This is a genomic window from Planotetraspora sp. GP83 (assembly GCF_041262585.1).
Lineage (GTDB): Bacteria > Actinomycetota > Actinomycetes > Streptosporangiales > Streptosporangiaceae > JAOEGB01.
Window position 1 is genome coordinate 54,169 of record NZ_JBGCBZ010000016.1, and the last position, 13,439, is coordinate 67,607.

The following is a 13,439-nucleotide window of genomic DNA, read 5'->3' on the forward strand; positions in this document are numbered from 1 at the left end:
GCACCGTTATTCATCAACCTCGCACTCGGCGTCGTCAACAATCCTCAGGCGGCTTCGCGTACCGTCGGGGCGACGGGCAGATGGAGGTCCGTCACATGCGCTTCCGAGATCGTGATGTGCGGCGTCTCGGTGAGCACTGCCACGACTCCGACATATCCGTCACCGGGGTCGAGCGTGCGGATCCGTACGGTTCCGGGGGAGATCTCAAGCGGCCAGCTCAGCAGCGCGGGGCTCTCCTCGGGGCCGCTGACCTCGACCCGGTGCGGCGATATGCGCAGCCCGTGCCCAGTGGCCTTGAGCGCCGCCTCCTTGCGGACCCATGTCCTGGCGAACGCCTCGTAGCGCTCGGCCTTGGGCAGCGCCTCCAGCACCTTGCGCTCCGTCTCCGTCAGCGCGATCCTGACGAGCTCCTCCACCGGAGCCGCCGGCACCGACTCCACGTCGACGCCGAGCGGCCCCTCGGTGGTCAGGGCGACCGCGACCCGGTTTCCCGAATGCGAGACCGACACGTGCAGCGGAGTGTCGACACCGCCAATGTACGGCTTGCCATGATGTCTCGTGCAGTCGGGGCAGTTCCGCTCCACCACCACGTCCTCGGGACGGATGCCCAGCTCGCCGCCGGCCGCCAGCCGCAGCAACCAGGATCCGGTCAGGAACCGGCGGCGGTCCGGCTCACGGCGGAAGCGCGCGGCCCGCTCCAGCTCGGGCTCGCTGAGCACCGCGGAGAGCTGGTCGACGGTCCGGTGCCGCGGGTCGGCCCACAAGATGCGGCACTCGCCCGGGGCCAAGGCGGAAGCGGTCATCGCTCTTCTTCCTTTCTCAGGGTCCTGGGTCCTGGGTCGTGGTCGCGGTGCTTCGCGGGCAGGGTGTGGCAGGTCACCAGCTCCCAGTGGCTGACTTCAGGATTGGTGAGGATCTCGACGACCTGGGCGCGGATCTCCGCGCTCGTCGTCTTGTCGCCGGCGCGGACCCTGATCACGATGTCGCCGGTGGCCTGTTTGAGATCCTTGTGCCATCGCCCTGGTAGGAGCGCCATGATCCGGATCCCGTCGACCAGCGAATGGGGAATCCGTCGCCCGCCGGTCTGGCGCATCGTCAACTGAACCAGCATGACTCCACGATCCTCGTCCTGCGTCCGGCCGGTTCCGGTGCCGGTCCCGGCCCCGGAACCGCCTGCCGTGACGGTCGGCTCGACGACGACTCCGGAGCTCACCGAGAAAGCGACCAGGCTCTTCATTCCGCGCCTCCCTGAGCGTCGGTCTCGCGTGGCGGTTTGTGCTCGCACCACCAACTCTGCGGCGTGGGAAGACCGGGAACCAGGCTTGCCGGAGGCAGCAAGCTGCACGGGGGTAGCCGCATGCTGTCAGCCCGTCCCCCCACCCAGGTAGTGATCACGCACGGGTTCCCTCACCGCCCTTCCGAGCCGGGCGCAAAACGTTCGTGACCTTGCACTCCGAGCGAGTGCAAGGTCACGAAGAAAGAAACCGCAGGCCACCAGGCATCTACGGGAAGGCGCGCGTGATCATCAACCGAGAAAAGGCTGATCGCACACCATGATCGAGAATCTGTGCATGATCACGCCGGGGTTATAGGGGGACGTTGCCGTGCTTGCGTGGGGCGCTGGCCGGTGCCCGGAAAGCCCGGCACGTCCACGTCCGGACGGCCCGCGACGATCCGCTCACGGAGCCGCTTCCGCTCCTCACGCAGCGAGCGCATGGAGCGCGGCTCAGGCTCCGAACTCCGGGGCTCCGAACTCCGGGGCTCCGGGGTTCCATGGCTGCGGCTCGGGCTCCCGTCATCGGGCGAGCGCGGACGGCACGCTCGCCCCGCCGAGACCGGCCTGCCGCTCGGACAGGCGACCGCTTTCGTACAGCCAGCGCACGGTGTCACGGACGGTCGCCGCCAGGGGCCGCGGGTCGATTCCGTGGGTGTCGACGCTCTCGGCGACGCGTACGGCACAGGCGCAGGTGTAGATGGCCCCGTGCTCGGCGGGAATGTGCCACGGCCAGATCCGCTGGACGAGGTCGGCGAGCCACCCGACCGGGATCATCGCGCGGGCCGGCAGGAACAGCGTGGGCAGCGCGCGGCCGGTGACCTCACGCAGGACCCTCATGTACTCCCGCGTCGGCACGTATCGCCCAGGACCGAAATATCGGTTGGCTGTGCCGCCGCGTGCGGTGATCAGCCCGGCATGCAGCGCCGCGGTGTCGCGCACGTCGCCGAGCGGGAACCCGCCCAGTGGCCACATGGGCGTCAGCCCGCGTAGCACGCCGCGCAGCCGGTTGACCTGGTCGCCGAGGTTGGGATCGTGCGGGCCGAGCAGTGCGGGAGGGTAGGTGATCACCACGGGCGCGCCCTCGGCCTGATGCCGCCGGGCTATCACCTCCGCCGCGGCCTTCGTCGCCATGTACGTGTCGCGGGGGCGGCCGACGGGCGAGTGCTCGTCGATCACTCCGCCCCGCGCGGGGAACATGGCCGCCACGCTGGAGACGTGGATGATCGGGTCGGCGCCCACGCGACGCGCGACGTCCAGCACGACCCGGGTGCCCTGCTCGTTGACCCGGCGCATCTCCGCGTGGAGCCTGCTGTCGAAGGAGTAGATCGACGCCGCGTGCAGCACCGCGTCGGCTCCGCGCAGCCCCCTGTCCACGCTCGTCTCGTGGGTGACGTCGCCGGCCACCACCTCGACGGCGGCGTGGTCGATCCCGAAGGGCGCCAGAGCGCGCTCGGCCTTCGCCGGATCGCGGACGAGCAGGCGGACCCGGTGGCCCATGCTCACCATCGCCGCGACCGAGTGGGCGCCGACGAATCCGGTGCCTCCGGTGACGCTCACGAGCATCGGACCATCCTTTCTCCAATTCTCACCAGTCAATGACCACACGCCATTCCCTGTCATCTCCTCATGTGCTTCACCCTTGGCACGCCGTACCGGGGGTTGGCAGGAACTGGTAACCGAGATGCAACTTGCTGCCCCCGTAAAGCCTGGTGGGAACCCTTCCGGGAACGCATAATCGGTTGTGCGAGGACAACAACTCGCAAGCGCAACAAATGACCTGAGAAAGAGGAAGAGAATGCAGAGCCTGGTTGCTTCCCCGGCAAATTACAAGAACGCCGGCAAGTGGGCCGTCGCTCTTGTTTCGGGCGCCGTGGCATGGGGCTTCGCGGCAGGTTCCTACGAGATTCAGCCGGCCGTCACGGGCGGCTCGCACCACGCCGTGGCGCTCGGGGACGGGAACGGCTGGGGCTGAGCGACTCATCCCGCCCAGTCATCCCGCCCAGTCATCCCGCCTAGCCCCCCGCGAGAACTCACACGAGTTAGATCCAGTTCTCCTCTTTGGCGCGGAGGGCGGCCTGGAAGCGGTTGACGGCGCCGAGCCGCGCCATGAGATCGGCGACGTACCGGCGGTAGGTGCGGACGGAGATGTCCAGTTCGCGAGCCGCGATCTCGTCCTTGTCGGCCGTGGCCATCACTTCGAGCACCCGCTGCTCCATCTCGGACAGGTTCGGCTCCTCCGTGGAGGGCTCGGTGAACTCGCGGAAGTCGACGGCCGACTTCCACATCCCCTCGAAGTAGATGACGAGCTGTGAGACGAGCCCCGGCTCCCTGACGAGAAGGGCGCCCTTGGCGCTCTCCTTCGGGTCGATCGGCACGACGGCCACGCCGCGGTCATAGATCAGCATGCGGTCCATGGGCTGCTCGGTGAGACGCACATGCGCACCGAGGCTGACCAGCTCCCGCAGGTAGGACATCATCGCGGGGTCGTCGAGCGCCTCGGGGTGGTAGACCCCCTTGAGGGCGAGCCCGCGGCGCAGCGAGCGGGTGTCCAGAGGGAGCGCGGCGTCGATCATCGCCCGGTTCCACGGCCCGCCCGGATGCAGGCAGAGCGTCTCCTTGTAGGAGAAGAAGGCGAGGTCGTCGAGCCGCTGGCGGACGCGCTGGAGCCCCTCTACCCGCTCGATGTCGAGCACCGTCGCCGCGCGCTCCCCCTCCTGCTTGTCCTCGACGAAGACCGAGATGGCGTCACGCGCGGACAGGACACGGCGGATCTCGGCGTTGAGCTCGTTGAGCCGCTTCTCCACGAGCCGCTCGATGCCGACCCTCGGCTCGGTCGCCACGACCCTGTGCCGGTCGGCGAGGTCGAGCAGAGACAGCTTGCCGAGCATCTCGACGGCTGTCTCCACGGTGTCCGGATCCAGGCCGAGGGCGTCCGGCAACGTGCCGACGCCTTCGCCCCGATGCCGGAGGAAGTAGCGATAGATCTCCGCCGCCTCGGCTGAGATACCGATGACCGAAACATCCATGGCTCCGCCTCCCGCGTCAGACAACTGGGCAGGGCAATGTCGCGCCGGTTGGAGACGCCCCGTAGCGGGCGGCCCCTGGGCACACCACCTTGACGGCCTCGTGAGACGTCCCCGCCTCGACCACGACGGGCTCGTGTCCGAACCGGCGGCGGGCGACGGCGGCCCAGTCCGGCATGGTCAGCCCGGCCGCACCCGCCTCGCCGGCGTCAAGGGCGCGCGGATCGGCGTCGACGGCCCACCGCTCCAGATAGGTCACGTGGTCGGTCTCGCGGTGCCAGACCGCGAAGCGGCGCAGGGAGTCCGCGGTCGGGAGCGTGCTCCACGGCTGCGCCCGGGCCGCCATCGCGCGTAGGAAGGCTTCGCCGACCGCCTCGCCGGCCGTGGGGGTGGCGGCGGTGGCGACCCCGGGTTCAGCCCCAATCGAGAACAGTGCCGAGGTCTGCGCGTACGCGAGGTGCACCGTGCCGTCGAGGCATCCGGCGACCTCTCCCAACGCCTCCACCGCCGACCGAGAGCCTGGAAACGTGGGTGCCATCGAGCCCTCCTCGCTGAGCGTGACCTGTCAAGGCCCGGCGTGGGGGCATCGGCACCGCGGCCGCATGTCGCGGCGGAAGGTCCTGACACAACAGGCCGCGGGCCGAGCTTCCCCGCCGGCCGGCATCCGATCGGGACCGTGAAAAGCCCAGGATGCCGGCACACGACCAGTAGAGCATGCGCGACAAGGGGTCAGTCAACGCGAAAGCCCCTATTCGGCAATCCACAAGAAGGCATTCAGCCGGTTGCGTTGGACGATGGAACGTCCGATTGCGGGAAAACTGTCACGCGCGCCATTTCGCTGCCCCCGATATGCCTGGCCAGCGGCCTGTACGGCATGCACCGTGGACAGCGGGAGAACACGCCATTCGCTCACGGAGGCGATGTAGGAAAATGGAAATCTCCGCCACCCTGCAGGACAATCTGCCGACCAATCCCGATAAACGCGATCGCGACGACGAACCGCGATTCAACATCGCCGAGCGATTTCTCGACCGGAACCCCGGCGACCGGACCGCTCTGATCACCGCCGCCGGTCACCTCACCTTCGCCGAGTTGCGCACGCTCGCCAACCGGGTGGGCAACGCGCTCCTGGCGCTGGGCGTACGGCGCGGCGACCGGGTGCTGATCGCGTTGAGCGACGGCGTCGAGTTCGTCGCCACGTGGTACGGCGCGCAGAAGATCGGGGCCGTCACGGCCGAGGTCTACACCTACCTCCAGCCGAAGCACTACCGATATTTCGCCGACTACGCGACGCCGGCCGTCGTCGTGACCGACGCGGTCGCCGTGGACAAGCTGCGCGCGGCCGGGGTGCGCGATCTCCTGGTCGCCGGGGTGCCACAGCGCTACCTGCGGGAGGGCGAGCACCACTTCGAGACCTTCGTCGGCCGGCAGCCCGGCGATCTGGAGCCCGCGCCGACGACCCGCGACGACGTGGCGATCTGGAAGTTCACCACCGGCAGCACCGGCGCCCCCCGGGCGTGCGTGCTGGCCGCCCGCAGCCCCGAGCTCAGCTTCGAGTGGTACGCCAGGGGCGTCCTGGACGTCCGGCCCGACGACGTCGTGCTGCCGGTGCCCAAGCTGTTCTTCGGCTACGCCCGCGACCTGACCGCGCTCTTCCCCTTCGGCGTGGGCGCGGCGGGCATCGTGTTCCCCGAGCGCAGCACCGCCGACCGGATCTTCGAGCTGATCGCGGAGCACCGGCCGACGATCCTCGTCAACGTGCCGACCATGATGAGCGCGATGGTGGCCCATCCCGACGCCCACAGGCAGGACCTGAGCTCGCTCCGCCTGTGCACGTCGGCGGGCGAGTCGCTCCCCGAGGAGTTGCACCGCAAGTGGACGGACACCTTCGGCGTCGAGGTCGTCGACGGCATCGGCTCCTCCGAGGCGTACCACATCTACGTGTCCAACCGGCCTGGCCACGTCCGCCCCGGCACCCTGGGGCAGGTGGTTCCCGGCTACCGGGCGCGCGTGGTGGACGGGCGGGGACGGTCCGTACCGGACGGTGAGATCGGCAGACTGGAGATCACCGGCGAGACGGTGGCGCTGGAGTATTGGCGGGAGCCCGAGAGGTCGGCCGAGACGTTCGTCGCGGAGCACACCGTGCGGTCCGGCGACCTGTTCAGCAGGGACGCCGACGGGTTCTTCCGCTACCACGGCCGGGCCGACGACCTGCTGAAGGTCGGCGGCGTCTGGGTGGCGCCCGCCGAGATCGAGAACTGCCTTATGGGACATCCGGCCGTGGTCGAATGCGCGGTCGTCGGTTACGACGTGAACGGGCTGACCCGGCCGCGGGCGTACGTCGTGGCCTCCGGCGAGGTCGCGGCCGAGGAATTGCAGGCGTACGTGAAATCCCGGCTGGCGCCGCAGAAATATCCGCGTGACGTGCGTTTCCTGGCCGAGCTGCCGCACACCGCGTCGGGAAAGGTGGACCGCCGCGCCCTGGAGGACCGGACCGACGGTGAATCGTGAACATCCCGGGGAAGCCGCCGGTCCGGCGGGCTGGCAGGAAGCGGTTACGCGCACGCAACTTGCTGCCCGATGAACGCCTGGTTCCGGGAACGGGCAACCCGCACAGTTGACGTGTGGGAGGAAGTGCAGGGTAATCGCGATGACACCTTCGCAGAACAAGAGGTCAGGCGTATGAAGAACTCGACTACGTGTCCGCTGGATTCCGCCGACGACTCCCTGTTCGCAGGCGACGCGATTCCCGCGTACCGCGCGTCGCTCGCCGCCGACCGCGGGCCCCGGTCAGCCGACGTGGGCGCACGCTCCGCCGTGGGGGTTGACGAGACCCCGGTGGCCGATCCTCCGGCCGACTTGACGTACTCCTCCTATCTCGCGCTCGACGAGGTGCTGACGACCCAGCGGCCGCTCTCCGGCGCGCACGACGAGATGATGTTCATCGTCATCCACCAGGTGCACGAGCTGTGGTTCAAGCTGCTGCTGCACGAGTTCGCCGACCTGCAGCGGCGCCTGTCCACCGGGGACACCGCGGGCGCGCTGCACTCCCTGCGCCGGTCGCTGGCCGTGCTGAAGGTGGTGATCTCCCAGATCGACGTCATGGAGACGCTGACACCGGCGCAGTTCGCCGCGTTCCGCGGCCGCCTCGGGACGGCCAGCGGCTTCCAGTCCGCGCAGTTCCGCGAGGTCGAGACGGTGCTGGGGCGGCGCGACCTCGCAGTGCTGGACAGTTACAGGGAGGGCGGCGCGGAGCGTGGCCGGATCGAGGCCGCGATGAACCGGCCCTCCCTCTTCGACTCCTTCCTCCAATATCTGGCGTTCCAGGGCTACCCGGTGCCCGTGGCCGTGCTGTACCGGGACGTGTCGCTCCCCCTGGAGCCCTCCGCCGAGGTGCAGGACGCGCTGCTGGAGGTGCACCTCGAGGACGGCGTGGCCGCGCAGGTCTGCGAGGGTCTGATCGACCTCGACCAGCGGCTCCAGGAATGGCGCTACCGGCACGGGAAGATGGTCGAGCGGATCATCGGCCACAAGACCGGCACCGGCGGCTCCTCCGGGGCGTCCTACCTCTTCCGGACTCTGGCCACGCCCATGTTCCCCGATCTGTGGGCCGTCCGGAGCCGGTCGTGAGCGACCAGTCGGCGCGGCTCGCGCCGCACTACTCGATGTTCCAGGTGTCGGGGCGTCTCCTGCTGACCGGCCACTCCCACCAGGCCTGGCCGGACGTCGCGCTGGAGGGCCAGGTCGAGGCGTTCCACGACGCCGCCCGCGACGTGGACGACAAGTGGGGCCGCGCTCTGGCGAAGGCCGACGAGGTGAGAGCGGGTTTCCGCCGGTTCCTCGGCGACCCGGCGGCCGAGCTGGCCCTGGGCGCCAACACGCACGAGCTGGTGCTGCGGTTCCTGTCCGCTCTCGACCTCCGGGCCCGTCCCCGGCTGGTCACCTCCGACGGGGAGTTCCATACGCTGCGGCGGCAGCTCGGCCGCCTGGCCGAGGAGGGCGTCGAGCTCGTCCGGGTTCCCGCCGAGCCCGCCGGCACGCTCGCCGAACGGCTGGCCGTGGCCGTCGACGACCGGACCGCCGCCGTCCTGGTGTCGGCGGTGCTGTTCGAGACCGCCAGGATCGTCCCGGGGCTCGGCGCGCTCGCCGGAGCCTGCCGGCGGCGGGGCGCGGAGCTGCTCATCGACGCCTACCACGCACTGGGCGTCGTGCCGTTCTCGACGGCGGAGGCCGAGCCGGCCTGGGTCGTCGGCGGCGGGTACAAGTATCTCCAGCTCGGCGAGGGCAACTGCTTCCTCCGGATCCCCCCGCACGCCGCGCTGCTGCGGCCGGTCATCACCGGCTGGTTCTCCGAGTTCGCCGAGCTGGCCGCCGAACGACGCGACGGTGAGGTGCGCTACCCGACCGGCGAGGCCCGTTTCGCGGGGTCCACGTACGACCCGACGAGCCACTACCGCGCCGCCCGCGTCTTCGGGTTCTTCTCCGAGCACGGCCTGACCCCGGAATTCCTGCGCCAGGTGTCGCTGCGCCAGGTCGGCCTGCTGGCCGGACGGTTCGACGCCCTCGACGCCCCGGAGGACCTGATCACCCGCGACCGCCGCGGCTCCCTCGGTGACTTCGGCGGCTTCCTCGCGCTCCGCACGCCGTACGCCGCGCGCCTGCGGGACGGCCTGGCCGCCCGTGGGGTCCTGACCGACAGCAGAGGCGACTACCTGCGCGTCGGCCCCGCGCCGTACCTGTCGGACGCCCAGCTCGTGTCGGCCGTCGACGCCCTCGGCGCCGAGATCGCCGAGATCCGCCAAGGTACGGAAGTCACCGCCGGCCACCACGAGCGCGATCGGGACGGCTGATCGTTCTCGGGGCGCGCTCCCGGCTCACCCGTGCTCCACCAGCCGGCGAAGCTGAGGGCGAGGGCCCCGGCGGCGCGTCTGGGGAGCGCGCGGCCGGGGCCCTCGGGTCATCGGCCGGCGGTGGCGAACTGTCCGGGGGTACGGCCGGCACCGGCGGGGCCCCGGTAGGCCTGGGCGATGTCCAGCCAGTGGTCGGCCTCGGCGCCCGTGGCCGTGACCGCGAGATCGGCGCGGTGGCGGCGCCTGGTCACCAGCAGGCAGAAATCCGTGGCCGGGCCGGACACCCGCTGCTCGCCGTCCTCCGGGCCGAATGCCCAGACCTCCCCCGACGGTCCGGTGATCTCGAAGCGGAACTCGGTGGCCGGCGGGGTGAGGCCCCGGGCGAGGTAGCCGAAGTCGCGGGTGAGGATCGCGAACACGACCAGGTGCTTGAGCCGGTCGGTCCGCTCCAGCTCCACCCCCAGCGCGTCGGCGATGTCCTGCCCGTGGGCGAACTGCTCCATGATCCCGGCGCAGGCGAGCACGATCGGCGGCAGCGGGTTCACCAGCCAGGGCACCACCTCGCCGGCGGGGACGGCGGCGAGGCCCTTGACCACGGTCTCCCGCTCGGCCCGCCAGCGGGCCAGCAGCACCTCGGGCGTGTCGTTCTCGTAGTCCTTCAGCGCGGCGTTCACCGCGCCGTCGAAGTTGCTCTGCGCCCCGGCGGTCAGGGCCTTGAACGCCTCCGCGTCCGTGGCCGCGGTCGCGGCAAGGCGGAAGATGAAGGCGAGATGGGCGATCTGGTGGCGAATCGTCCAGCCGGGTGCGGGAGTGGGGAGATTCCACTGCTCCGCGTCGAGACCGGCCACCAGGCGGTCGATCTGGTCGCCGTCCGTGGTCAGGTCCTTGAGCACAGCCTCCAGCTCGGTCACGTTCTCTTCCTCTCATTCGGCAAGCGGGTTGTCTTCGTGCGTCGATGCCCGGCTCGGCTGAGCGACGGGGACCCGTGACCAGCTCCCCACCTCGCGCGCCGCGGCCAGGCTCGCCCACGCGGTCAGCTCGACCAGCGCCCGGTCGCCCGGCTCGGCGCGGCGGAAGTCGTCGATGACCGACCGGTCGACCTGGTAGGCCGCCAGCGCGGTCAGCAGGGCAAGACGGCCCGCGGGGCGCTGCGCCGCCGGCAGGACGGACACCGCGTCGGTGGCCCATCCACGGCTCGGGCCCACCGGGCGCCCGCTCCACGCGGAAAGCTCGGCGACGACGAGTTCCCTCACCGGGTCCGGCACCGAACGGCGGCCCGCCGCCTCGATCGCGGCGGCCGCCCGCGCGAAGGCCCCGGCGATGTGCGCGCCAGTTCCTGCCCCCGCGCCGGCCCACGACATGTCGCCGGGTAGCCGCGCGGCGGGCAGCAGGTCGAGGGACGCGCCGGGTGTCACGGCGCGGCGCGCGGCGGGCCGCATGAGGAGGCCGAGCAGCCGCAGGGCGGGGCCTCGGACGCCGGCCGGCACCTCGGGCGGCAGCGGGGAGTCGCCCAGGAACACGTTCACCATGCGGTTGAGGTAGTGGAAGGTGACCGCCACCGCGACCAGTTCCCCAGCCTCCCCGGGCGGCGCCGGAAGGTCCTGCCGTACGGCCGTGTCCCGGTTCGCGGCGGCGCGCGCCCATTCGGCGGTCCGCCGGACGCCGGGATCGGGGATGGCGTCGAAGCGGCCCTCGGAGATCTCGCTCGCGTGGGCTCCTCGCGCCAGGCCGCGCAGCGTCTCCCTGTGGACGTCCACGCAATATGGGCAGGCGTTGCCGATCGAGACCGTGGTGGCCACGACCTCTCTGACCGCCCTGGTGACCGAGCCCGCGGCGAGCAGCGACTCGCGCAGCATCAGCCAGGAGGCCGCCAGGGTCTCCGGAGCGGGCGAGTGCAGGATCATCGGCGGGGCGAGCATGCCGAAGTCCCGCTCCGCCTGGTCGTAGACCTCCGCGACCAGGCCCCGGGCGACGTCCGGCCGCACCGGCGAGACGTGGCGGACCTGGGCAAGCGAGTTGCGCAGCGTCGCCTTCGTGAGCAGCGTCCCGCCCATGGCCGGTCCCCCCTACTTCCGCATGAGGGCCGGCACCAGGGGAGCCGTCCCGCGCCGGCCGCCGGTGCCGCCGCCCGGCGCCGGCGCGCCGTACGTGACCTCGACGCCGCGCTCCCGCGCGGCCCTGACGATTCCGGGGACGGCCCGCTCGGCGAGCGCGCAGATGGTCATCGCGGGGTTCACGGTCAGCGCCCCCGGTACGGCCGAGCCGTCGGTGACGAAGATCCCGGGGTGGCCTCTGAGCTCGTGCCGGTCGTCGAGGGCGGAGGTGTGCGGGTCGTCGCCGATGCGGCAGGACGCCAGGGGGTGGACGGTGTACGCGCCGACGAGGTCGTTGGTCCAGGGGGTCACCGTGGCGAGCCCGTCGCGTTCGAGGATGTCCTTCACCTCGGCGTCCGCCATGGCCCAGGCGGCGCGAGTGTTGGCGGTCGGGCGATACTGCAACCTGCCGACGCCGAGCATCTGCTGCGAGAGCCGGTCGGCGTTGCCGCGCTCCGGGGGCGGGCCGAAGACGCCCTCGTTGTCGTCCTCGATCATCTGGAAGATGATCAGCCACGACCGCCAGCGCTTGAGCATCTCCTTCTTCTCGACCCCGAACCACCCCGGCCCCGATCCCCCGGGGGCCGTCGCCAGGATGGTGCCGAGGCCCGGCGGGAAGTAGAGCTGCTCCAGCGAGAAGCGGGTGTATTCGGGGAGCGAGCCGTCCAGCCGGTCCCAGTTGGCGACGGTCGGCCCCTTGCCGATCTGGTTGGCGGCGTAGGCCAGGCCGTCGCCGCGCTCCAGGCCGAGCAGGTCCCGGACGCGGTCCTCGTTGAGGACGGCGGTGTTGAGCCGCTCCCCGTTCCCGGAGAAGTAACGGCCCACGGCGTGCGGCATCGGGCCGAGCGTCGGCTCGCTGCGCTGCAGGATCACGGGCGTGGCCGCGGCTCCGGCCGCGAGCACGATGATCTTGGCCTCGATCGTGCCCTCTCCGGTCGTCAGCCGGTAGTCCTCGTCGTGGACGAGCTTGTAGTGCACGCGGTAGCCGCCGTCGTCGGTCCTGGAGATGCTCTGCACCTCGTGCAGCGGCCTGATCTCCGCCCCGTGCGCGAGCGCCGCCGGCAGGTAGTTGAAGAGGAGCGACTGCTTGGCGTCGAAGCGGCAGCCGGCCATCATCCAGTTGCAGTTGACGCACTTGCTGTTGTCCACGGCGGCGGGGACCGGATTCGCCGTACGGCCGGCGTGGCGGCAGGCCGCGGCCCACAGCCCTCCGGCGTACGACACGTCCTCCCAGCCCTGGTGGGTGATCGGGATCGACTCTGCCACCCGGTCGTACCACGGGTCGAGGGTGTCGCGGGTGATGGCCGACGGCCACATGCGGCGGGCGATGCTGCCGCGGCGCTCAAACACGAACCGCGGCGCGCGCGGCATGGCGGCGAAGTAGACGACGCTGCCGCCGCCCACGCAGTTGCCGCCGAGCGTGCTCATGCCGTCGCCCACGACGAAGTCGAAGATCCGCGTGTACGACGACCCGAGCTTGTAGTCGTGCTCGAAGTCGGTGTTCGTGAGCCACGGCCCGCGTTCGAGCATCACGACCCGCGCGCCGCCGGCGGCGAGGTGGTAGGCCGCGATGGCGCCGCCGAAACCGGTTCCCACCACGAGGACATCGGTGCGCTCCGTGGTCGTCATGCGGGGCTCCCTGAGGGCGTCGTGTCCGGATGGAGGTCGGCCAGCGCGCGGCCGTACGTGTATGCGGGGAAGCGCCACAGGCCGTCCGGGTCCGGCGTGGTGATGCCCATCGCGGTCAGCCCGGGGTGGCCCGCGGCGATCGCGTCCCTGGTGTGCATGTGGGCGGCCGAGTCGTAGGCCATGTTGCTGAACAGCGACAGGCTGATCCACAGCTCCTTCTCCGGGTGGCCGGGCGCGGTGAGCACCCCCACCAGGGCGCCGCGGTGCTCGAACGGCAGGGCGACGAACGGCGGCACCGACTCGTCGAGCGCCAGCCCGTGCTGGGCCGCGTAGGCCAGCGCGTGGGCGTCCAGCGCACGGGCGAAGTCGTCCAGCCCGCCGGTCAGCCCCGTCGCGTCCCACTCCAGCAACTCGATGGCCCCGGCCGCGACCGCGCCGCCTCCCGGAGCCGCGCCCGCGACGGCCCTGTCCTCGGGATACCGCTTCTCACCAGGGATGATCGTGTCCGCGAACGCCTCGAGGGTCATCGTCCTGGCCTGCTGCTGTGGGCTTGGCGCGCGCATAGGCG

General features: G+C 71.0%; 13 protein-coding genes. 4 read left to right on the forward strand and 9 right to left on the reverse strand.

What is annotated here, in order from left to right:
• Nucleotides 1-44: 44 nt before the first annotated feature.
• The 3 genes from ABH927_RS22140 to ABH927_RS22150 form a co-directional block, all read right to left on the reverse strand.
• The gene (locus ABH927_RS22140) at nucleotides 45-803 is read right to left on the reverse strand and encodes a 4'-phosphopantetheinyl transferase superfamily protein (protein ID WP_370024169.1); all 759 of its coding nucleotides are present in this window, start codon (nucleotides 801-803) and stop codon (nucleotides 45-47) included.
• The gene (locus ABH927_RS22145) at nucleotides 800-1,237 is read right to left on the reverse strand and encodes a hypothetical protein (RefSeq protein ID WP_370024170.1); all 438 of its coding nucleotides are present in this window, start codon (nucleotides 1,235-1,237) and stop codon (nucleotides 800-802) included. Before ABH927_RS22145 ends, ABH927_RS22140 begins: the two co-directional genes overlap by 4 nt.
• A gap of 558 nt (nucleotides 1,238-1,795) precedes the next feature.
• On the reverse strand, nucleotides 1,796-2,839 hold the full coding sequence (locus ABH927_RS22150) for an NAD-dependent epimerase/dehydratase family protein (RefSeq protein WP_370024171.1): 1,044 nt from the start codon (nucleotides 2,837-2,839) through the stop codon (nucleotides 1,796-1,798).
• A gap of 232 nt (nucleotides 2,840-3,071) precedes the next feature.
• Here ABH927_RS22150 and ABH927_RS22155 point away from each other — a divergent pair, with 232 nt between their 5' ends.
• Nucleotides 3,072-3,248, forward strand: a complete 177-nt coding sequence (locus ABH927_RS22155; protein ID WP_370024172.1) for a hypothetical protein — start codon at nucleotides 3,072-3,074, stop codon at nucleotides 3,246-3,248.
• A 67-nt stretch (nucleotides 3,249-3,315) separates the two neighbouring features.
• Here the strand turns inward: ABH927_RS22155 and ABH927_RS22160 are convergent, their stop codons facing one another.
• Nucleotides 3,316-4,302 carry a LuxR C-terminal-related transcriptional regulator gene (locus ABH927_RS22160; RefSeq protein WP_370024173.1) on the reverse strand — a complete coding sequence of 329 codons (987 nt, stop codon included), beginning with the start codon at nucleotides 4,300-4,302 and terminating at the stop codon, nucleotides 3,316-3,318.
• A gap of 16 nt (nucleotides 4,303-4,318) precedes the next feature.
• The gene (locus tag ABH927_RS22165; protein WP_370024174.1) at nucleotides 4,319-4,837 is read right to left on the reverse strand and encodes a hypothetical protein; all 519 of its coding nucleotides are present in this window, start codon (nucleotides 4,835-4,837) and stop codon (nucleotides 4,319-4,321) included.
• 392 nt (nucleotides 4,838-5,229) lie between these two features.
• Here ABH927_RS22165 and ABH927_RS22170 point away from each other — a divergent pair, with 392 nt between their 5' ends.
• From ABH927_RS22170 to ABH927_RS22180, 3 genes are all read left to right on the forward strand, one after another.
• A complete protein-coding gene (locus ABH927_RS22170; RefSeq protein WP_370024175.1) occupies nucleotides 5,230-6,810 on the forward strand; it encodes a benzoate-CoA ligase family protein in 1,581 nt (526 codons plus the stop codon).
• Nucleotides 6,811-6,981: 171 nt separating this feature from the next.
• A complete protein-coding gene (locus ABH927_RS22175; protein ID WP_370024176.1) occupies nucleotides 6,982-7,929 on the forward strand; it encodes a tryptophan 2,3-dioxygenase in 948 nt (315 codons plus the stop codon).
• The gene (locus ABH927_RS22180; protein ID WP_370024177.1) at nucleotides 7,926-9,149 is read left to right on the forward strand and encodes a kynureninase; all 1,224 of its coding nucleotides are present in this window, start codon (nucleotides 7,926-7,928) and stop codon (nucleotides 9,147-9,149) included. The genes ABH927_RS22175 and ABH927_RS22180 overlap by 4 nt, the downstream gene beginning before the upstream one ends.
• A 107-nt stretch (nucleotides 9,150-9,256) precedes the next feature.
• Here the strand turns inward: ABH927_RS22180 and ABH927_RS22185 are convergent, their stop codons facing one another.
• The 4 genes from ABH927_RS22185 to ABH927_RS22200 are packed head-to-tail and all read right to left on the reverse strand — an operon-like array spanning nucleotide 9,257 to nucleotide 13,434.
• Entirely contained in the window at nucleotides 9,257-10,060 is an 804-nt protein-coding gene (locus ABH927_RS22185; RefSeq protein ID WP_370024178.1) for a TIGR03084 family metal-binding protein, read from the reverse strand.
• 12 nt (nucleotides 10,061-10,072) lie between these two features.
• Nucleotides 10,073-11,203: a carboxymuconolactone decarboxylase family protein gene (locus ABH927_RS22190; protein ID WP_370024179.1), complete on the reverse strand. Its 1,131-nt coding sequence runs from the start codon at nucleotides 11,201-11,203 to the stop codon at nucleotides 10,073-10,075.
• A gap of 12 nt (nucleotides 11,204-11,215) precedes the next feature.
• Nucleotides 11,216-12,871 (reverse strand): GMC family oxidoreductase N-terminal domain-containing protein, encoded by a 1,656-nt coding sequence (locus ABH927_RS22195; protein ID WP_370024180.1) that lies wholly within the window; start codon nucleotides 12,869-12,871, stop codon nucleotides 11,216-11,218.
• The gene (locus ABH927_RS22200; RefSeq protein WP_370024181.1) at nucleotides 12,868-13,434 is read right to left on the reverse strand and encodes a DUF5987 family protein; all 567 of its coding nucleotides are present in this window, start codon (nucleotides 13,432-13,434) and stop codon (nucleotides 12,868-12,870) included. The genes ABH927_RS22195 and ABH927_RS22200 overlap by 4 nt, the downstream gene beginning before the upstream one ends.
• Nucleotides 13,435-13,439: the final 5 nt, after the last annotated feature.